The organism is Thermonema sp., assembly GCF_026003375.1.
GTDB lineage: Bacteria > Bacteroidota > Bacteroidia > Cytophagales > Thermonemataceae > Thermonema > Thermonema rossianum.
This window is the reverse complement of the sequence record NZ_BPHD01000002.1, coordinates 226,520-245,844: the sequence shown is the minus strand read 5'-3', so window position 1 is coordinate 245,844 and position 19,325 is coordinate 226,520. Positions and strand designations below refer to the sequence as shown.

The window sequence follows — 19,325 nt, the reverse complement described above, 5'->3', positions numbered from 1 at the left end:
CTTCTGTTATGGATTAAGAGCCTTTCCATAGGCGGGAAGGCTCTTTTTTTATTTATTGAGCTTTTCGATGATTAATCAGTGGCATTGTCCACGCCCTGCAAAACAAGGGAAGGATCCAGCAGCCCTATAATGGGTTCTATCTGCTGCATGTGCTTCTTTACAAGCGTAATTTCCTGAGGTGAGGCGGCTTTTTGTAATATATAATCAAGCTCTTGTTGTGTTTTCTCGACTTTCTTGCGCCACTTTTTACTTTCGAAGTTGTCGAAAGCACGGCTGCTTTCTTTGGCTTGTTGTATAGACTTCTTTATTTCTTCTTTTGTGCTTTCATCTATGTTGGGGTCCTGAAGCATGCTTTCCATGGCGTGGCTATATTCCTGCATTTGTGTCTCATACTCTTCTTTGACATGCCGCGGGTCCGCCATTTCTTTGCCCTTTAGCACTGTAAAAACAAAAGCAATTTTACGTCCTGTCCGGTAGAATTCTTCCGCATCCCATCCGGTAGCTTCTATAGCATGCTTTACTTCGCTACGTAATTGATGCTTGCGCGTAAACGCCGTCAGTGCCTCTTCGCCGGCAACCTCCTTTACGGTTTGTGTTGCATCAATAAAAGACGATAGCTTGTCTTCAGTGAGACGCTGTGCTTTGAGTATAGCCAACAACTTGCGTTCGCTTGCATCCAGTTGTGCTTCCAGGTGGGCATATTTCATTTTGTCCGTGAGGCTTCCCATGCCTTCACTACCATTGCTGCTGTCGCAGCCGGCTGTCAGAAGGCAAAGCATGAAAAACAGAAAAGACCATATCGAAGAGTTAGCTTTCATAGTTTCTTGCTTTTTTTAAGAAGTTGCGCCGCACAAGCCATCCAATCAAAGCAATGATACCCCCCAAAAGAAGCAAAAACAGATGCAGGAAATTACGTTCCCAAAAAGCGTCTATTTGTGCTTCGGCCGGATTATCCGGGTTGTAAATCACAGGCACTTTGTCGCCTATTTTGTAGCTAAATAAATCTTGCGAGACTTCGAACTTACTCCAAAAATCTACCTTTTCCCCCGATGATGTATAAAACTCTACGCGAGGAAAGCGATAAATGCCCTTCTTGCCGATTTCGATAACGGTTCCTTCGGTACGTATGCCTGTGGCATTAAGCGAATAAGCCGCCCATAGTGCTTGTGTTCCCCAAATTGCCAGCCCAAGCCCTATCAGCATCAATACAATGCCTGCAAAGGAAACGCGGCGGTAAGAGGCGTAAGCTATTTTACGGTGGTCGCGCATGGCTTTGATAAGGTTGACTCTTTAAAAATTTAAGCAATAACTTCGTGAAGACGAAAAAATACCTGAAAAGTGAGTGACTTTTTTTGAGCTTTCGCCTCTTGTTTATTGGTAGCAAGAGTGTTGTCCATCAATAATGGAAAAATAGCTTGCGTTCATTGAACCAAAAGCTTAAATATTGCTTTGTTTATCAAAGAGTTGTTTGTGTGGGTGCCAATAATTTTGTAAATTATGTAAAGGGATATTGCCAAGGCAAAAACACATCAGTTTACTTTGAAATTTTATCTTTGCAAGCCTGTTTCTTCATCAATCTTATTCAAAGCTGAATTTTATGATAGACCTGTCAAGCGCTTATTATCATACCGAACACGTGAATATGTTTTACGTGTCTGCCCCTGAAAACTGGTTGGAGATGCGATGGAAGGGGCACATTTCGTTTGCTGAAGTGCAGGAAGCCATGCAGAAGGCATTGAAGATTTTAAAAGAAGTGAAAAGCGACAAGTTGCTTTCAGACCACAGGGCAGTAACGAACTCTTGGGACTCAGCCAACCGCTGGATTGTGGAAAAATGGGTAAGCGATGCCCAGAGCTTACGCCTTCGATACGTTGCTTTTGTGGCACCGGAAGAACTGTTGCCACGCATTTCACTGGACAATTTGTATCGCATGTTGATGCGGCGGCGGCCGGAGTTGGAAGGAAAAGTGCGCATCTTTAAAGACGTGGAAGAAGCGCGCAGCTGGCTGCGAACCATGGCTCTGAGTTAAGAGCTGCTTACAGCTGTTTCGCTTTTGAAAAAAATAAAGGCATGCAAACATTCACCGGAAGGGGTTTGCATGCCTTTAGCTTTTCCGGCGGGCAGAATTACAGGGCAATCTCTTTCGCAGCAAATTTCATGGGATAGGAAGTATTCACCTCACCTTTTACTATTTTTTGCAATTTGCGCTTAATCAGTCGTTTCTTCAGAGGTGAAAGGTAATCAATGAACAGCTTGCCTTCGATGTGGTCGTATTCATGCAATATCACACGGGCAGTAAAGCCGTCATATTCTTCTTCATGTAGCTGCCAATCTTCGTCAAAGTAGCGGATTTTAACACGTTCCGGACGGTTTACATTCTCACGCACATCCGGTATGCTCAGACAGCCTTCCTCCATTGTCCACTCTTCACCGCCGGTTTCGATTATGACGGGGTTGATGAACGCTTTTTTAATATACTGCTCCTCTGTATCTGCTTCCTCTTCTTCTTCTTCTTTCAAATGCAGGGTGTCCACTATAAACAGGCGAATGGCTTTGCCTATTTGTGGAGCAGCCAAGCCTACGCCATGGGCTTGGTACATCGTTTCAAACATATCTTCGATAAGCTGCTTGAGGTCGCTGCCTTGAGCAATATCTTCTGCTTTTTTACGCAACACGGGGTCACCGTAAGCTACAATAGGGTAAATCATATTTTTATGAACTGTTTGCGGTAACAAAGATACAAACAAAATTGCTTAGAGGCGCTGCTGTAGAAACTCTTGCAGCAGCAGTGTGGCAGCCATGCGGTCTATGTTCTCTTTGCGGCGGCGGTATTTTTGCTTGGTACCACCGGCAATCATTGCCCGCACGGCATCTTTGGAACTCCCGTATTCATCTACGAGGTGTACCTGAACCGAGGGGTATCGTTTTTTTAATTCCCGGATGAAGGCGTCGATGGCAGCGGTGGAGTCGGTAGGGCTGCCATCGGCTTTGAGCGGGTAGCCCACAACAAATGCTTCTACTTCTTCTTTTTGCATGTAATCGTGCAGGAAGTCCCAAAGGTGGGCAGTGGCTACCGTTTCCAGAGGCGAGGCGATGATTTGAAGCGGGTCGGTTACCGCCAAGCCGGTTCTTTTTATGCCGTAGTCAAATGCCAAAATACGCGCCATAATGCCGCCTGTTTAGTCATGAATAAAAGGAAGAACACTTTCCAGCTGCATGCCCCGCGAGCCTTTGATAAGTATATGGTAGCCGTGCCAGTGTTGGTCCGACAACCAGTTATGCAGCGAAAACTTATCGGGAAAATAGTAGGCAGCCGGCAGGTGGCGCAAGGCTGCTTGTATTTCCTTACCGTAAAGCACCACTTTGTCGAATTGGAAAGAGGCTACCAAGCGCCCCAGCTCTTCATGCGCTTGTTGACTATAAGTGCCCAGTTCAAGCATGTCGCCCAGAATCAGCATTTTAGGGCGTTGTGGCAGACGTGCGAAGCTCCGGATAGCCTGCTCCATAGAGCTTGGGTTGGCATTGTAGGCATCCAGTATGATGCGCACTTGCCCCTGCTCAATAAGCTGTGAGCGTTGGTTTTGTGGAGTATAAGTGGCAATGGCTTGTAGCGCTTCGTGCCCCGGCACGCCGAAGTGCAAGCCTATGCAATGGGCAGCAGCTATGTTGTCGAAGTTGTACTCACCAAAAAGCCGGGTTTGAAATACATTGCCTTCGTTGTCCCGGATACTGACAAAGTAGTTTCCTTCGGCAAGCGCAATGCCCGCCGGGTATTCTATTCGCTGGGGCAGCCGGCTTGCCATGCGCATCAACCACTCATCGCGGCTATTGACAAAGGCAATTCCTTCGTGTTGCAACAGGTAATAATACAGCTCGCTATTGGCACGGGCAACACCTTCCAAGCTGCCGAAGCCCTCGAGATGGTCCATGCCTATATTGGTGATGAGTCCATGGGTAGGGGCTGCTATTTCGCACAGGGCTGCTATTTCGCCTTCGTGGTTGGCGCCCAGTTCTATGACAGCTATCTCGGCATCAGAGGGCATGCGCAAGAGGGTCAACGGCACGCCTATGTGGTTGTTGAGGTTGCCCGGAGTGGCAAAAGCACGATAGCGGCAGGCAAGTGCCAGCCGGGTGAGCTCTTTGGTCGTTGTTTTGCCATTGGAACCGGTAATGGCTATGACAGGAATATTGAATTGTTTTCTGCGATGATGCGCCAACGCTTGTAGCGCCTGCAGGCTGTCTTCTACCAGATGGCAGCGCGCATCTGCCCGGGCTATGGCAGGGTCATCGACGACCGCCGCCATGGCACCTGCCTGCAGTGCTTGTAAAGCAAATTGATTGCCATCGAAGCGCTCGCCCCTTAATGCCCAAAAGAGTTGCCCTGCTTGCAGGCTGCGCGTGTCGGTACAAATGCCTTGACTTTCTTTATAGAGCCGGTAGAGCTCCGCAATGGAAGTGTACATGTCGTCTTATTTAGAGCCGGATGCTGCCGCCAAAGATACGAAAGTTTGCAGCTAATTGCCTGCTTCCATGCTTTGGCTTTGTGTGGTTGAAGTCTGTAAAGCAGGCAGGGCTTTCGCATGAGTAGAAAGATAAAAGCTGAAACGGGTGCCTTCATCTACTTTGCTTTTTACTTCTATTTCGCTGTGGTGCGCCAAGATGATTTGCTTGACGATGGCAAGCCCCAGCCCACTGCCGCCGCTCTCTTTCGAACGGCTTTTTTCTACACGATAGAAGCGCTCAAATATGCGGTGCAGGTGCTTTTTGGGAATGCCCACGCCGTTGTCTTCAATGACCACCCGGCAAAAGTCTTTGCTTGGCTGCAAACGCACACGCACAAAGCCGCCTTCTTTACCATATTTAATGCCGTTCTCTACCAGGTTTACAAAAACCTGCCGGATACGCTGTGGGTCAGCCCATGCCTTGCATTGTCCGGGCGACTCCAGCTTCAGCTCGATGGCACGTGCTGCTGCTTTATTTTGCAGTTGTTCGAACACATCCGCACAGATGCGGTGCAGGTCCACTTCTTGAAAATTCATTTGAATGACACCTGTTTCCATCTGCGAGAGCATGAGCAGGTCTTGGACCAGGTGCTCGAGTCCTTCGAGGCTTTTGTTTGCCCTTTCCAGAAACACATAGCGCACTTCTTCATCGTCAATGGCGCCATCCAGCAGGGTTTGTATGTAACCTTGTGCGGCGAAAATAGGGGTTTTGAGCTCGTGTGATATGTCAGCAATGAACTCGCGCCGGAAGGCTTCCAACTTTACCAGGTCGTCAATTTCCTTTTGTTTCTTGGCTGCATAGCTATATATCTCTTTGTGCAGGTCTTGCAGCGGTCCCGATATGGTAGCCAATTGTCGCTTGGCAAGCTTAAAGTCTTTCTTTTTGATTTTGTTGAGTGAGGTGTACAGTTGATTCACTTCGCGAAAGATGAGCAACTCCAAAGCCAAAGTGTTGAGTATGACACCGGCCGCAAAGGCAATGCCGAAGCACGTAACAAGCAACCAGGGGTGGCTTTCAGGAAACAGCGAGACAAAAAGGGTCGTAAGGCCGGCAATACATGCCGATATGAACACAGCCCATCGTTTGGGTGAACGAAGCATAGGATTTATGGTCTTAACAGTTCAAAACTACTTTTGGCTTTTTTTTTTACTCTATGGAAAACTTATAGCCCACGCCCTTGACTGTCTTAATATAGTTGTCGCCGATTTTCTCGCGTATTTTGCGTACATGCACATCTACGGTGCGGGTGAGAATGAACACATCATCGCCCCATATGTTCTGCAGCAGCTCTTCGCGGCTAAATACCTTGTCGGGGTGTTGTGCCAAAAAGAAAAGCAATTCAAACTCTTTGCGGGGGAGTTCCATGTCCTGGCCGCGCAAGCTAACCAAATACTTATCGCGGTCAATGACAAGGTCACCAATTTCTATGCGGTTGCCCTGAAACTCACGGCTACGCTTGGTTTCCCGCTTCAATACGGTGGCAATACGTGACATGAGCGCCCGTATGCGTATGGGTTTGGTTTGGTAATCGTCGGCGCCAATGCCAAAGGCTGCTATTTCGGAATACTCTTCGCTGCGGGCTGTAAGATAGAGCAAGTAGGTGTCTTCGTTTTCTTCTTTGATGCGTCTTCCGGCTTCTACGCCATCCATCTTGGGCATCATGATATCCATGATGATGAGGTCGGGACGAAACTGCCGGGCTACTTCTACCGCTTCTTGTCCGTCGAAGGCCGTTCTTACTTCGTAGCCTTCCTTTTTTAAGTTATAGCTCAATAAATCAACAATATCCCGTTCATCGTCAACTACTAACACCTTGTAAGGGCTTGTGCTCATAGTGTATGTGTGTTTTTGTTTTGTGGTAAAATTAAGTTTTTTTAATCAAATGATAAGTGACAAGTGTTTGATTGACAAAATTTTAACTCTTTGGTAATGATTTCTTTACGCCCCCTTACGGCCGCCATGGCTAAGTGCGCGGAAATCAATGTACTATGTCTTCAAATAGCCACTGCAGGGCTTCTTCTTCGTCTTGGAAATAGCGAATGGGGGGAAGCGACAAGCCGCGCTCCGGTACTTTCTTATTGAGCTGTACACGTAAACTTAGCTCGCCGAAAGCATTCCGGAATGGCAGAATAGCCACGCGAAAGGGGAAGGGGATGCCGGCAATGGCTTGCGGATACCACTCTTCGTAGGTCCAGCGGATTTCTTCGACTGTCTGCAAGGCGGCATCTTGCAAGTCAATGAGCCAGCGTTTTAGTGCCTGCTCTTTTGCCAGACGCACACTTTCATTCCACACCTGCCGGTGCTCTTTTGAAGGGGCAAAGCCCCACCATTCTACCGTAATCAATCCTTTGGAAGCATCTATTTTTATACAGCTGTGTTCGCTCCGGAAAACTGTTTGCATGGGTTCCCTATGTTTGTTTTTCGCCAATAATTTTTCCATCCAGCATATACACGATGCGTTGGGTATAGTGTGCCCATTGCTCGGCATGGGTAACCATCACAATAGTGAGGCGTTGGGCTCGATGCAACTCTTGCATCAGCTGCATGACCTGCACACTTTCGGTACTGTCTAAATTACCGGTGGGCTCGTCGGCAAGCAGCAGAGAAGGGCGGCTTGCCAAAGCACGCAGCAGTGCTACTTTTTGCTGTTGTCCGCCGGAAAGCTCGTAAGGGTAGGCATGGCGCCGGTGCCACAGGCGCAGCCGCTGCATCCATTCTTTGAGCTCAGCAGGGTCGAAAGTCGCTTTTTGCTTTTTATAGCGCAGCGGCAGCATGATGTTTTCATACACATTCAGCTCTTCCACCAGATTGAATTGCTGAAACACCATGCCTATGTAGTCGCGGCGCAGCGTGGTACGTCCCTTTTCGGTAGCCGGCGCCGGCTGCTGTCCCCAGTATATACTGCCGGACGAGGGCACGTCTATCAAGCCCAGCATATTGAGCAAGGTGGTTTTTCCACAGCCCGAAGGTCCCATGACCGCCAGAAAATCGCCGTGGTCTATGCGCAGGTTGAGCCCACGCAAAGCGGGTGTTTGTATGCCGCCCGAGTCATAATATTTGTGCACGTCTTTCAGTTGAATAGGGTAGAGCTCGTCGGCAGTGGTGGGCTGTCGAAATGAAGACCTGTCAAATAGTTTATAAAATTTGTACATTCGCAAGAAGAGGCTTACGCTCAAATATGCAAGATATGGCACAAGCAGCAAAAAAGAAAATACTGATTGTGGATGACGACGAGGATGTGCTATGGGCAGTGAAAATGCTGCTCAAAAGGCAAGGGTGGGAGGTGAGCACCGAGCAGGATCCGCGCCGCATCCCTTTCTTGGTGTCGCAGCATGCTTTTGACCTTATTTTGTTGGATATGAATTTTCGCGAAGACACCACTTCGGGGAAAGAAGGCTTTGAGTGGTTGTCTAAGATATTGGAGATAGATCCGCATGCCGTAGTGATTATGATTACTGCCTATGGCGATGTGGATACGGCTGTGCAGGCTTTGAAAGCCGGTGCCACTGATTTTGTGCTGAAGCCATGGGAAAATGAAAAACTGATTGCTACCGTGCAGGCAGCGCTTAAGTTGCGCGATTCTTACCGTCAAGTGGAGCAGCTGGAACGCAAAAACGAGCAACTCACAGACCTTATCAACCGGGCAGACGTGGAAATGCTGGGTGAGAGCGCCCCCATGCAAAAGGTGCGTCTGCTTATTGACAAGGTGGCTGCCACCGATGCCAATGTGTTGATTTTGGGCGAAAACGGCACCGGTAAACAGCTGGTGGCTAAGATGATTCACCGCAGGTCGAAGCGCGCAGCCAAGCCTTTCATCAGTGTGGACATGGGCGCCGTAAGCGAAACGCTCTTTGAGAGTGAGCTGTTTGGGCACAAAAAAGGCGCTTTTACCGATGCCAAGCAGGACCGTATAGGGCAGATGGAGCTGGCGCATGGCGGCACGCTCTTTTTAGATGAAATTGGCAACTTGCCCCTGTCGCTGCAAGCCAAGTTGTTGACCGTGCTGCAAGACAGGCGCATTCGCCGGCTTGGTAGCAATGACTGGATAAACATAGACGTACGCCTGATTTGTGCTACCAATATGCCTTTGCATGATATGGTCCGGGAAGGCAGCTTCCGCCAAGACTTGCTTTATCGTATCAATACCGTGGAGATTTACTTGCCCCCCCTGCGTGAGCGCAATGAGGATATTCCCCTTTTGGCAGACCACTTTCTCAAGCGCTTCGCCCAAAAGTATAGAAAAGAAGTAAAGCAGTTTTCTGCCGAAGCACTTAAGACATTAACGGCGTATCACTGGCCCGGCAACATCAGAGAGCTGGAGCATGCCATCGAGCGGGCTGTTATCATGGCAGATAAAAGCAGCTTGGACAGCAGCGATTTCGCCTTCCTGCAAAAGGCCGCGGCGCCTGCTGCTTTGCCCGGCGATTTGCCTTTGAACTTGGAAGCCTTGGAACGCCAAGCTATTGAGCGGGCTTTGAAGAAGCATCAGGGCAATGTGAGCCGCGCCGCAAAAGAATTGGGCATCACACGTGCCGCCTTATATAGACGTATGGAAAAATATGGACTTTAAATCTCCCTACCGGCAATTGTTTGTGTATGCGGTGCTGGCATGTGTGTTTGTGGGCACAAGCACGTGGAGCTATGAACAGGGGCGCCCACTGACAGCCTTGTTGCTTATGCTGCTTGCTATGGTGGCTTTGGTGCATATGTGGCGTGTTTTGGGGCGTATCGAGCGCAGATGGTGGCTGCTTTTCGATGCATGGGAAGCAGGTGAGCCGCGCCGGCCGGCTGCTTTTCAGCGCTACTATGCGAAAGCCCATGACCGTTGGCTGGCAAGCATGGCGGCATTGCAACAGCAACAAGAAAAACAAGAAGCACGGCAGCTGTTTTTAGAAACTTTGCTTGCCAATATAGAGGTGGGGCTTGTGGTGCTGCGCCCCGATGGCAGCATTTACTGGCACAATCCGGCTGCCATGCGTTGGTTGCAACTGCCCCCGGCCGCACGGCATGTGCAGCAGCTGCCCCCGGCATGGGAAGCATGGAAGCAGTGGGTGCTGCAGGCTGCGCATCACGAAGAGCGTTTGTTTGAAATAGCCATGGACCATTCTTTGATGAGTTTCGCTTCGAAAGTGAGCCGCTTTGCAGTATTGGGCGAAGCATTCATAGCCGTAGGTATTCAAAACCTGCAGCATTTGATGGAAGACAAAGAAATGATGGCCTGGCAACAGCTGACCAGGGTGCTTACGCACGAAATCAGCAATTCGGTAACGCCCATTGCTTCCATATTGTCTTCGGTGCGCGAGCTGATGCAAGCCGAAGCTTTGACGGCAGAAGACCATGCCGAAATACAACAAGCATTGGCTTTGGTGGAGCGCCGCGCCCAAGACCTCATCCATTTTGTGCAGGAGTTCCGGAATTTAACCAAGATGCCGGAGCCCAACCGCCGTTGGGTGCAGGTACATCAGTTGTTTGAAGAAGTGGCGCAGCTGATGCAACAAGAGGCAGAAGCCATACAGGCAAGTATTGAAATAAGGGTAGAGCCTGCCCATATGCAGCTGTGGGCAGACAGGGGCTTGCTCATGCAGGTGCTTATCAATCTGTGCAAAAATGCTTTGCATGCTTTGGCAGAAACAGAACGGGCGCGCAAGCTGCAATTGACGGCCGTAGAGGGCGAGCGCTATTTGGCAGTAGAAGACAATGGCACGGGCATCAGCCCCGAGGCAATGAGGCGGCTTTTTGTCCCTTTCTTTTCCACCAAGAAAAAAGGCTCAGGCATAGGGCTGAGCCTTTCACGACAGATCGTAAGGGCACATGGTTGGCGCTTGCGTGTGCAATCGGAATGGGGCAAGGGCACACGCATCCGTATCGATTTTTAGCGCTCTACCGGCAGCTTTTGCGCCTGCCACTGCATGATGCCTCCTTTTAGGTTATATACCTTCTTGAAGCCAAGCTCTTTCATGAGAGCAACGGCGCGACTGCTTCGCCCCCCACTGCGACAATAAACATAATAGGTCTTGTCTTTGTCCAGCTGTTGCAACTTGCTACGGAAATCATCGTCATAGAAGTTCAGCAATTGGGCATTGGGTAAATGCCCTTCGCTATACTCTTCGGGCGTGCGCACATCCAGCACCACGCCCGGTTCTTTCTTTAGCTGTTGGGCAAAAGCTTGGGCGTCTAAGTCTTTTACGCCCTGCGATTGCGAAGAACCGGAGCAGGCAGTAAGCAACAAGAAAAGAATGCTTGTGATAGAAACGGCAAAGGCTTTCATATTTATCGGGGGTTTTATTTTATAAAGCATCGCAGCCGCTCATGCATTTCAGTACGCCCAGCACTTCTTTCATCTTGAGTGAGTAAAGAATATTTTTCCCTTCACGCTTACACTCAAGAATGCCCTTCAACTTCATATTGGATAAATGATGTGAAGTGAGCGATTGCTCCGAGCCCATCATTTCACAAATGGCAGACACCGATAGTTCTTCATGCTCTGCCAACAATTTTACAATGCCTAAACGCATGGGGTGGGCAATGGCTTTCAATATGAAAGCTACCTTCTCGATTTTTTCTGCACTAAGACCTTGCAGGTTTACTTCTTCCATCGTTGTCATATGCTTCTGTATTCAACTCATTTAAGCAACAAATTTAAATGAAAATATGTTCATGTAAAAACAAAGCTACGTTTTTTTTAGGCTCTCCCACTGCGCAGCTCCAATACCGTGATTTCCGGAAGAATGCCCACCCGCCCGGGGAACCCTATGTAGCCAAAGCCCCGGTTGACATATAAATACTGCCGCCCTTCGCGGTAAAGGTCTGCCCATTGTTTGTAACGATACTTGGCCGGGCTCCAACGAAAATCGCCAATTTCTATACCAAACTGCATGCCATGGGTATGCCCGGCAAGGGTGAGGTCTATGTCCGGGAACTCAGGACGTATTTGAGCGTCCCAATGGCTGGGGTCGTGCGAAAGCAAAATTTTTACCGGATATTCTTCGGCGCCTTGATAGGCTTTGTGCAGTTTACCATACTTGGGAAAGCGCCCGGTGCCCCAATTCTGCACACCTATGAGGGCAATGGCTTCGCCTTCTACCTGTATGGGCAGGTGCTCGTCGAGCAACAAGCGCCAGCCAAGGCGGCGGTGTGCCAGCAACATATCTTCGAAGTTTTTGCGCTTGTCTTCAGCGCTTGCCCATGCGCGGTAGTCCCCGTAATCGTGGTTGCCCAGCGTGGAATATACGCCCAAGGGGGCTTTTAACTTCTCAAACAGCTGTATGTAATCGTTGACTTCTTTGGTTTCGTTGTTCACCAAGTCGCCGGTAAAGCAAATAATATCGGGCTTTTCGTTGAGTATCATTTCAATGCCGCCCTGCACGGCGCGTTTGTTGAAAAAACTGCCACTGTGGATGTCGGATATTTGGAGCAAACGGATACCATCGAACTTTTTGGGAAGGTTGGGAAGGTATATTTGTTGGCGGCGTACGCGATAATCATGTGCGCCCGATAAAATACCAAAACTCATGGTGGCCAGGGGCACTGCAGCCGTAACCAGAGCAGCTTGGCTCAAAAATTCGCTGCGACTGATGCCTTGCGTGTTGCTGCCATGCGAAACAGCCACTTGGGCAGTCCACCGGAATAGACGTCCGAGGTCGTCGATGAGCAGCACCACGGCCACCAGCAGTTTCGATACGAAAAAGACGAAAGTAAAGCCAATGCTAAGTGTTTTCCACGTAGCCCATTCGGTGCCTAAAAAATTATAGGAAAGCACGCTCAGCACACTAAATACAGAAATAGACCAATAAAGGGCATAAATGCGTTGGCGTGTGGTGGGAGGGCTGTCGTGCCATACGGTGCGTACGGCTTGAAATACGTACCAATCTAAAAGCAAAAAAATAGTGGTGAGTACCACAAGAAAGATAATTCTACCCTGTTGCATCTATACTTTTTAGTTTTGTTAAAGGGAAAAACCTTCATAACAACACATCAAAAAGCAAGGAGGTTTATTTTGAATGAATAAAAGCAAAATAGGTTGCTTATCTGCTTGGAAAAAAGTAACTTGATAGAAGAATCAAATATAAGGTTACCATGCGAGCAATTTTCCTGATTTCGTTTATGTTGTTCTTCTGCGGCTACGTGGGCAATGGCTTTGCTCAAGAGAAAAATCCGCAGAACAGCGGGCAAGAAGAGGCAACCGCTGCCTTACAAAAAGAAGAAGCCCGGGTTCAACAAGAAACGGCCAAACTTGAATTGCATCTCGAAAACCTTCACAGGCAGATGCAACTAATTCAAGCAGAGCTTGCACAAAAAGACGCCGCATATCAAAAAAAGGCTCAGGAGCTGCATCAAAAGATGGAGGAACTGCGGGAGCAGATGGAAGCGATTCAAAAAGAGATTTTCGAGCAAACGAATCAATGGCTTGAAGAACGTCTGCAAAAAGAACAAGCCATCAACGAACTGGTATCGCAAATTTTGCAAGCAGAACAGGCGCTGCTTCGTCTGAGAGACCGGCTCATGCAACAAAAGATGAAAGAAACGGAGATGAGAGAGTGAGCTATTTTTTCAATGGCGCTTTAAACCTTTGAGCTTTGAAGGGCTCCAATAGCATGTAAACCAAAAATAGAAAGTACTATGAAACTGACAAAAGTATGGATGTTGTTGGCAGCTATGTGTTTTAGCTTGTCTGTATTTGCACAAGAGGCGCCCAAGCCACCGCAAAAAGAACATAAAACACCCGAAGAACGCGCCAAGGCAGTAACCGACCGCATGAAAGAAAAGCTTGCCCTCAGCGATGAGCAGTACCAACAGGTGTACGACATTAACCTGAAAGCTGAAAAGCAGCTGGAAGAATTGCGAAAAGAGCACGAAGCCATGCGTGAAAAAATGAAAGCACACCATGAGGCATTGAAAGAAGTGCAAAAAGAAAGAGAGGAAGCTATACGCGCAGAGCTGAGCGAGGAGCAGCGCGAAAAGTATGACCGGTCGATAGAAGAGAGAAAAGAAAAACATCATGAGCGCGTGGAAAAACGCAAAGAAGTACGCAAGCACCGTCGCGGTGAGAGAAAAAGAGGCAAGCCGGTAGAGGAGGGGAAGAGGAAGAAATTAAAATAGAAGACTAAAAAAACGGCCAAGCACACAAAAACGGGCACCTTCCGCAGAATGGCGCCCGTTTTTGCTTTATGCCTATCCGGTTTATTTGCTTCCTTTTTTGGCTTTCACCATCTGTTCGAGCATATCCCACATTTCTTGTGGTACGGCATCCAGCATATTGAACTCACCGGCACCTTTGAGCCATTCGCCGCCGTCGATGGTGACCACTTCGCCGTTTATATAAGCAGAGAAGTCGGACATCAAATAGGCTGCCAGGTTTGCCAGCTCTTGGTGTTCGCCTACACGCCCTACCGGTATTTTATTTTCAGGCTTGAGCTTTTGTCCCAGTTCTGTCTCTGCCAATGCCGGCGGGAACAAGCGGCTCCATGCTCCTTCGGTGGGGAACGGACCGGGCGCAATGGCGTTCATACGTATCTTGTATTTTGCCCATTCCACAGCCAGTGAACGCGTCATTGCCAACACGCCCGCTTTGGCACAAGCCGAAGGTACCACATATGCCGAGCCGGTCCATGCATAGGTAGTGACTATATTGAGCACCGTAGCCGGTATTTGCTCTTTTATCCAGTACTTGCCAAACGCCAAGGTGCAGTAATAGCTGCCCCGCAATACGATATCTACGATGGTGTCGAATGCCCGGTGCGACAAACGCTCGGTAGGCGAAATGAAGTTACCCGCTGCGTTATTTACCAAGCCATCTACTTTGCCGAAATGTTTCACTGCTTGCTTGAGCATATTTTCCACCGACTCGTAGTCGCGCACATCGCAGGCTACAGCCAGCACTTTGCCGCCGGTTTCTTTTTCCAGCTCTTTGGCTGTTTCTTGCAACACCTCCAGCTTACGGCTGGTGATGACGCAGTGAGCGCCTAATTGTAAAAAATATTTTGTCATGGAGCGCCCCAGGCCGGTACCGCCGCCTGTTACTACTATCACGCGGTCTTTCATGCTGCCTTCAGGCAACATAGGTTGTGTGTACAATGCCATAATTTTCTATAATTTTAATTGTTTGATGAAATTACACCGTTAAAATAGTTGTTTTAATTGCAAACCTTTGCCCGAATACTTGCTCTAAAATACACAAAAAACCTAATAAAGTATGCTTGCCGATAAGTTTTGGAAAATTTTTATGTCGCACATGATAGACGCCCTCGACAAGGACTTGGATGACTTGCTTTTTGGGGAGGAAGAAGACACCGCCGGGCGCCAACAACAATACAAGCGCAAAGACCCCTTCGAAGAGTTTGAGGAGAAGTATGCGCGCTATCAGCAATATCAACAAAAGCGCTACGAGCAGTTTTATCAACAATATTCCTATCAACAAAACGATTACAAACAGTCTTCATTCACAAAGAACACCGCCACGAAAAGCGTAGAGGCGCGTTATTACGCTTATTTGGAGTTGCAGCCCGGCGCTTCTTTCGAAGACATACGCAAGGCATACAAAAAGCTGATGAAACAATATCATCCGGACCGCTTTTATCAAGATGAAAAAAAGCGGCAAATAGCCGAAGAGGTATGCCGCAAGCTCAACGAAGCCTACACTTACTTCGAGAAAAAACACAAAGTAAAATAAAAGCGCGGCAAGCAGTCTTGTACCTTGCCGCGTTGCTATGCTATACGCTTACCGGCGCTTTGATTGCCGGATGTGGATCGTAGCCTATCAGCTCGATGTCTTCGTAGCGGAAGGCATCGATGTCTTTTATTTCAGGATTGAGACGCACACGCGGCAAGGGGCGTGGTGTGCGCGACAACTGAAGGCGTGCCTGCTCCAGGTGATTCAAATAAAGATGCACATCGCCGCCCGTCCATATGAACTCATGGGCTTCCAAACCGCACACTTGTGCTATCATCATGGTAAGCAGGGCATAGGAGGCAATATTGAACGGCACCCCCAGGAAGGTATCTGCCGAGCGCTGATATAACTGACAAGAGAGCTTGCCGTCGGCTACATAGAACTGAAAGAGCACATGACAAGGTGCCAGTGCCATTTGCGGCAGTTCGCCCACATTCCAGGCGCTCACCAGCAGACGGCGCGAATGCGGGGTGCGCCGTATGTCTTCAATCACCTGCTTGAGCTGGTCTATGCTTTGCCCGTCAGCAGTGCCCCAGCTGCGCCATTGCTTGCCGTAAACAGGTCCCAGGTTGCCGGCTTCATCTGCCCATTCATCCCAAATGGTAACACCATTTTCTTGCAGGTAGCGCACGTTGGTGTCGCCTTTGATGAACCACAGCAGCTCGTGCACAATAGACTTGAAGTGTACTTTTTTGGTGGTAAGCAGGGGAAAACCTTCCCGCAGGTCGAAACGCATCTGATAGCCGAACACACTGAGTGTGCCGGTGCCGGTGCGGTCTTCTTTTTTGGTTCCGTTCTGCAGAATGTGCTTCAGCAGGTTTAAATATTGTTGTTCATTTTTCGACATGACAACTCTTTTTTGACTTGATACAGCCCGCTAATGTAAATGCTTTTTCATTGAGCGCAAAATTTTGTTGGCAAAGACAAACTCCTGCAGTTCGGGTACTTCCGCATCGATAATGCTTTCTTTGTTGCCTTCCCACAACTTGTGCCCCCGGTACAGAAACATAATGTAATCGCCAATTTCAAGCACGGAGTTCATGTCGTGCGTTACCACAATGGTGGTGGTGTCATACTCTTCGGTCAGCTCTTTAATCAGGGCATCTATTTTGATGGAGGTGAGGGGGTCAAGCCCCGAGTTGGGCTCGTCGCAAAACAGATATTTGGAATTCATGACGATGGCGCGGGCAATGCCCACGCGTTTTTTCATGCCCCCGCTTATTTCCGAAGGCATCTTATGGGCGGCATCTTCAAGCCCTACACGCCGCAGGCACTCAAACACGCGGTCGCGCTTTTCGCTCAAAGGCATGTTGGTGAGCATATTCAGCGGAAACATGACGTTTTGCTCTACGGTCATGGAGTCAAACAAGGCGCCCCCTTGAAAAAGCATACCTATTTCCTGCCGGATGGCAAGCTTCTCTTCTTTGGAGGCTTCCCAAAAGTTTTTTCCGTTGAAAAGCACTTCGCCTTCATCGGGCTGAATCAGCCCCACAATGCATTTGAGCAGCACACTTTTGCCGGTGCCGCTGGCGCCAATGATGAGGTTGCAGCGCCCTTTCTCGAAGCGCCCGCTGATGCCTTTGAGCACTTCTTTTGAGCCAAAGCTCTTTTTTATATTCCGGATTTCTATCATTAGATTGCGCTTTGTGTTGAAAAAATACGAAATAATCCAAGCTTATGGAAAAGCTTACCGGAAAGGATTTCTGGCGTGACTACTGGTTGCAGCATCCGGTGCTCTACAAAGCCATAGAACAAAACTACATTTTTGGCGACGTGTTTCAAAAAATATACCGTTCAGCGCCGTTTCGTTCTGCTTTGGAGTTGGGCGGGTTCCCCGGTTTCTATGCGCTCTATTTAAAAAAACACATGCAGGTGGCAGAGGTGGCTTTGCTCGACTACTTCATAGATCGCCCGTTGATGCAAGACCTGTGGCAGCGCAATGGTTTATCGCTCGATGATGTAGAGATTATCCACGCCGATTTGTTTGAACATACACCTGCCCGCCTTTATGAGTTGGTGTTTTCGGTGGGCTTGGTGGAGCATTTTTCCGATACGGCTCATATCTTGCAGCAGCATGTCAAGTTTCTTGCACCCGGGGGGCACTTGATGGTAGCCGTCCCCAATTTTCGAGGGCTCAACGGGTGGGTACAAAAGACATTTGACCGTGAAAATTACGATAAGCACTATATCCCGTGCATGTCGAAAGCGCATTTGCGTGCCGCTGCCGAAGCCGTGGGCTTAAGTGTGTTGCATTGCGACTACTATAAGGTGTTTAGCGTGTGGCTCGAAAAACAGCCCCCCAAACCATGGTATGTGCGTGCCATGGTCAAAGGGCTTTGGCTGGGCGGAAAGGTACTCGCCAAGCTCATCCCCATAAAAACCCGGTGGTTTTCACCTTATATTGTACTAATTGCCCGCAAATAATTTGGGATAAACAAAGGTGCCTTCTTAATTTTGTACAAAAAAGCAATGAAAAAACCATTTCGCCTTCTTGTCCTTCTTGCGGTCATTATCCTTAGCGAATATAAGGGCGCACAGGCACAGGAAGACAGTCTCCGCCTTTTTAGCCCGTTTGAAACCATACGCACCCATCTCGAGTATCTGCAGCCCGATAATTACGACCCGGACAAAGCGGCGCAGACGCTCGATGCCGCCGGCTTGTCGCCCGAGCAAAAACGCCGCTTGGTAATTCAGCTTATTCAGATTTACGACGGCCGCGGTTTGTATGTCGATTTAGAGGCTATTCCCAATGATCCGAACTACGCCGATTCGCTGACAGGGGAGCACCGCTATGTGCCCTTTCCCGAAGAGCTGCCCGACGTGTATGTGATAAAGAAGGGGAAGAAGTGGTTGTATTCTGCCAAGACCGTAAAGAAAATACCCCAACTGCATCGCGAAACCTATCCTTTTGGCATAGACCGCTTGCTTGTGTTGATGCCCCGGCAGGCAGGCAGCCGCTTTTTAGGATTGAGCTACTGGCAGTGGTTGGGACTGGCTTTATTGCTTGTTTTGGCTTTTGTCCTGCACAAAATCTTTGTTTTCATCATACGAAAGGTGCTTTTGCGCCTGATTATCCGCTGGCGCAAAAAAACACTTGCACAGCAGTTGTTGCTGCCTACGGCACGTCCGGTAAGTCTTTTTTTGATCTTTCATTTGTTGAAACTGCTTATCCCGATTCTGCAGCTGCCTATTGGATTGAGCAAGTTTTTAATCCTGGGCGTGCGCATATCCATTGCCGTCTTTGTTGGCTTTATACTCATCCGGGCGGTCGATTTTCTGAGCATCTACATGCGCCGTTTTGCAGACAAAACCGAATCGAAGCTGGACGACCAACTGGTGCCTTTGGTAGAGCGCACTTTGAAAGTGCTGGTGTGGGTGGCCATTGGGGTGGCTGTCATGAATGTGCTGCGCTTCAATATAGCGGCGGTGCTCACCGGGCTTTCCATCAGTGGTTTGGCTGTGGCATTGGCTGCCCAAGACACCATCAAAAACCTGTTTGGCTCATTTACCATCTTTGTGGATAAACCCTTCCAGATTGGCGACTGGATTGTAGCCGACAAAATAGACGGCACGGTGGAAGAGGTAGGCTTCCGTTCTACCCGTATTCGCACTTTTTACAACTCGTTGATTACCGTGCCCAATGGTAAACTGGCAGACATGGTTATTGATAACATGGGGGCACGTATTTACCGCCGTTTTGTGATTCGTTTGAGTGTTACTTATGATACACCGCCCGAGCTGCTGGAAGCCTATGTGCAAGGCCTGCGCGACCTGGTAACGGCCCATCCCGATACGCGCAAAGATTATTTTCATGTGTATGTCAATGACCTGAGCAGCAGCGCCATTGAAATTCTTTTCTATGTGTTCTTTAAAGTGCCCGATTGGGGCAATGAGCTGCGGGCACGTCACGAGTTGATTTTGGACATGCTGCGCCTGGCAGCGAGATTGGGCGTACGCTTTGCCTTCCCCACACAAACCATTCATATCGAAGAAGCCCCGGGGCAAGGCAGCTTGGCGCCACAATACGAAACCGACCCCAACGAGTTGCATAAACGCCTACAAGCCTTTTTTGCCGAGCGATACAATGGGGCAGGAAATAAAAAAGGATAAAAAGCATAAAGAAAGAGCAGCTACACAAAAGGGGGTACCGTGC

The 19,325-nt window shown here is 48.8% G+C and carries 23 protein-coding genes; 8 read left to right on the top strand and 15 right to left on the bottom strand.

Annotation, left to right across the window (positions count from 1 at the left end; genetic code table 11):
* Nucleotides 1–71: 71 nt before the first annotated feature.
* Together QVE43_RS06070 and QVE43_RS06065 are read right to left on the bottom strand one after the other, a co-directional pair.
* A complete protein-coding gene (locus QVE43_RS06070; protein ID WP_288005177.1) occupies nucleotides 72–818 on the bottom strand; it encodes a hypothetical protein in 747 nt (248 codons plus the stop codon).
* Complete coding sequence (locus QVE43_RS06065) at nucleotides 808–1,269, bottom strand: DUF3592 domain-containing protein (RefSeq protein ID WP_288005175.1); 462 nt, start codon at nucleotides 1,267–1,269, stop codon at nucleotides 808–810. Before QVE43_RS06065 ends, QVE43_RS06070 begins: the two co-directional genes overlap by 11 nt.
* Nucleotides 1,270–1,597: 328 nt before the next feature.
* On the opposite strand from QVE43_RS06065, the gene QVE43_RS06060 reads away from it, so the two are divergent.
* Complete coding sequence (locus QVE43_RS06060) at nucleotides 1,598–2,029, top strand: STAS/SEC14 domain-containing protein (protein ID WP_288005173.1); 432 nt, start codon at nucleotides 1,598–1,600, stop codon at nucleotides 2,027–2,029.
* Between the two features lie 97 nt (nucleotides 2,030–2,126).
* On the opposite strand, the gene def is transcribed toward QVE43_RS06060, so the two are convergent.
* The 7 genes from def to QVE43_RS06025 form a co-directional block, all read right to left on the bottom strand.
* Nucleotides 2,127–2,708, bottom strand: coding sequence for a peptide deformylase (gene def / locus QVE43_RS06055; protein ID WP_288005172.1), 582 nt, complete (start codon nucleotides 2,706–2,708; stop codon nucleotides 2,127–2,129).
* Between the two features lie 45 nt (nucleotides 2,709–2,753).
* Entirely contained in the window at nucleotides 2,754–3,167 is a 414-nt protein-coding gene (gene ruvX, locus QVE43_RS06050; RefSeq protein ID WP_288005171.1) for a Holliday junction resolvase RuvX, read from the bottom strand.
* A gap of 12 nt (nucleotides 3,168–3,179) precedes the next feature.
* Complete coding sequence (murF, locus tag QVE43_RS06045; protein ID WP_288005170.1) at nucleotides 3,180–4,463, bottom strand: UDP-N-acetylmuramoyl-tripeptide--D-alanyl-D-alanine ligase; 1,284 nt, start codon at nucleotides 4,461–4,463, stop codon at nucleotides 3,180–3,182.
* Nucleotides 4,464–4,514: 51 nt separating this feature from the next.
* The gene (locus QVE43_RS06040) at nucleotides 4,515–5,603 is read right to left on the bottom strand and encodes a cell wall metabolism sensor histidine kinase WalK (protein WP_288005168.1); all 1,089 of its coding nucleotides are present in this window, start codon (nucleotides 5,601–5,603) and stop codon (nucleotides 4,515–4,517) included.
* A gap of 46 nt (nucleotides 5,604–5,649) precedes the next feature.
* The gene (locus tag QVE43_RS06035) at nucleotides 5,650–6,336 is read right to left on the bottom strand and encodes a response regulator transcription factor (RefSeq protein ID WP_038028833.1); all 687 of its coding nucleotides are present in this window, start codon (nucleotides 6,334–6,336) and stop codon (nucleotides 5,650–5,652) included.
* A gap of 145 nt (nucleotides 6,337–6,481) precedes the next feature.
* Entirely contained in the window at nucleotides 6,482–6,904 is a 423-nt protein-coding gene (locus tag QVE43_RS06030; RefSeq protein WP_288005165.1) for a hypothetical protein, read from the bottom strand.
* A gap of 7 nt (nucleotides 6,905–6,911) precedes the next feature.
* Nucleotides 6,912–7,655 carry an ABC transporter ATP-binding protein gene (locus QVE43_RS06025; RefSeq protein WP_084147080.1) on the bottom strand — a complete coding sequence of 248 codons (744 nt, stop codon included), beginning with the start codon at nucleotides 7,653–7,655 and terminating at the stop codon, nucleotides 6,912–6,914.
* Between the two features lie 35 nt (nucleotides 7,656–7,690).
* On the opposite strand from QVE43_RS06025, the gene QVE43_RS06020 reads away from it, so the two are divergent.
* Together QVE43_RS06020 and QVE43_RS06015 are read left to right on the top strand one after the other, a co-directional pair.
* Entirely contained in the window at nucleotides 7,691–9,073 is a 1,383-nt protein-coding gene (locus QVE43_RS06020) for a sigma-54 dependent transcriptional regulator (protein ID WP_288005158.1), read from the top strand.
* On the top strand, nucleotides 9,063–10,379 hold the full coding sequence (locus QVE43_RS06015; RefSeq protein WP_288005156.1) for a PAS domain-containing sensor histidine kinase: 1,317 nt from the start codon (nucleotides 9,063–9,065) through the stop codon (nucleotides 10,377–10,379). The genes QVE43_RS06020 and QVE43_RS06015 overlap by 11 nt, the downstream gene beginning before the upstream one ends.
* Here the strand turns inward: QVE43_RS06015 and QVE43_RS06010 are convergent.
* From QVE43_RS06010 to QVE43_RS06000, 3 genes are all read right to left on the bottom strand, one after another.
* A complete protein-coding gene (locus QVE43_RS06010) occupies nucleotides 10,376–10,771 on the bottom strand; it encodes a rhodanese-like domain-containing protein (protein WP_288005154.1) in 396 nt (131 codons plus the stop codon). The genes QVE43_RS06015 and QVE43_RS06010 overlap by 4 nt on opposite strands.
* A 19-nt stretch (nucleotides 10,772–10,790) precedes the next feature.
* Nucleotides 10,791–11,108, bottom strand: a complete 318-nt coding sequence (locus QVE43_RS06005) for a helix-turn-helix transcriptional regulator (protein WP_288005152.1) — start codon at nucleotides 11,106–11,108, stop codon at nucleotides 10,791–10,793.
* 77 nt (nucleotides 11,109–11,185) lie between these two features.
* Nucleotides 11,186–12,430: a metallophosphoesterase gene (locus QVE43_RS06000; RefSeq protein WP_288005150.1), complete on the bottom strand. Its 1,245-nt coding sequence runs from the start codon at nucleotides 12,428–12,430 to the stop codon at nucleotides 11,186–11,188.
* A gap of 149 nt (nucleotides 12,431–12,579) precedes the next feature.
* Here QVE43_RS06000 and QVE43_RS05995 point away from each other — a divergent pair, with 149 nt between their 5' ends.
* Both QVE43_RS05995 and QVE43_RS05990 read left to right on the top strand, forming a co-directional pair.
* Nucleotides 12,580–13,044: a hypothetical protein gene (locus QVE43_RS05995; RefSeq protein ID WP_288005148.1), complete on the top strand. Its 465-nt coding sequence runs from the start codon at nucleotides 12,580–12,582 to the stop codon at nucleotides 13,042–13,044.
* Between the two features lie 78 nt (nucleotides 13,045–13,122).
* Complete coding sequence (locus QVE43_RS05990; protein WP_288005146.1) at nucleotides 13,123–13,602, top strand: Spy/CpxP family protein refolding chaperone; 480 nt, start codon at nucleotides 13,123–13,125, stop codon at nucleotides 13,600–13,602.
* A gap of 81 nt (nucleotides 13,603–13,683) precedes the next feature.
* Here QVE43_RS05990 and QVE43_RS05985 read toward each other — a convergent pair whose 3' ends face one another.
* Entirely contained in the window at nucleotides 13,684–14,583 is a 900-nt protein-coding gene (locus tag QVE43_RS05985; protein WP_288005144.1) for an SDR family oxidoreductase, read from the bottom strand.
* Between the two features lie 112 nt (nucleotides 14,584–14,695).
* On the opposite strand from QVE43_RS05985, the gene QVE43_RS05980 reads away from it, so the two are divergent.
* Nucleotides 14,696–15,172 (top strand): J domain-containing protein, encoded by a 477-nt coding sequence (locus QVE43_RS05980; RefSeq protein WP_288005142.1) that lies wholly within the window; start codon nucleotides 14,696–14,698, stop codon nucleotides 15,170–15,172.
* A gap of 40 nt (nucleotides 15,173–15,212) precedes the next feature.
* Here the strand turns inward: QVE43_RS05980 and QVE43_RS05975 are convergent, their stop codons facing one another.
* Together QVE43_RS05975 and QVE43_RS05970 are read right to left on the bottom strand one after the other, a co-directional pair.
* On the bottom strand, nucleotides 15,213–16,019 hold the full coding sequence (locus QVE43_RS05975) for a thymidylate synthase (RefSeq protein ID WP_288005140.1): 807 nt from the start codon (nucleotides 16,017–16,019) through the stop codon (nucleotides 15,213–15,215).
* Between the two features lie 30 nt (nucleotides 16,020–16,049).
* Entirely contained in the window at nucleotides 16,050–16,805 is a 756-nt protein-coding gene (locus QVE43_RS05970; protein WP_288005138.1) for an ABC transporter ATP-binding protein, read from the bottom strand.
* A 44-nt stretch (nucleotides 16,806–16,849) separates the two neighbouring features.
* Between QVE43_RS05970 and QVE43_RS05965 the strand changes: the two genes are divergently transcribed.
* On the top strand, nucleotides 16,850–17,596 hold the full coding sequence (locus QVE43_RS05965) for a trans-aconitate 2-methyltransferase (RefSeq protein ID WP_038028856.1): 747 nt from the start codon (nucleotides 16,850–16,852) through the stop codon (nucleotides 17,594–17,596).
* Between the two features lie 45 nt (nucleotides 17,597–17,641).
* Nucleotides 17,642–19,282: a mechanosensitive ion channel family protein gene (locus tag QVE43_RS05960; protein WP_288005135.1), complete on the top strand. Its 1,641-nt coding sequence runs from the start codon at nucleotides 17,642–17,644 to the stop codon at nucleotides 19,280–19,282.
* The last annotated feature ends 43 nt before the right edge of the window (nucleotides 19,283–19,325 follow it).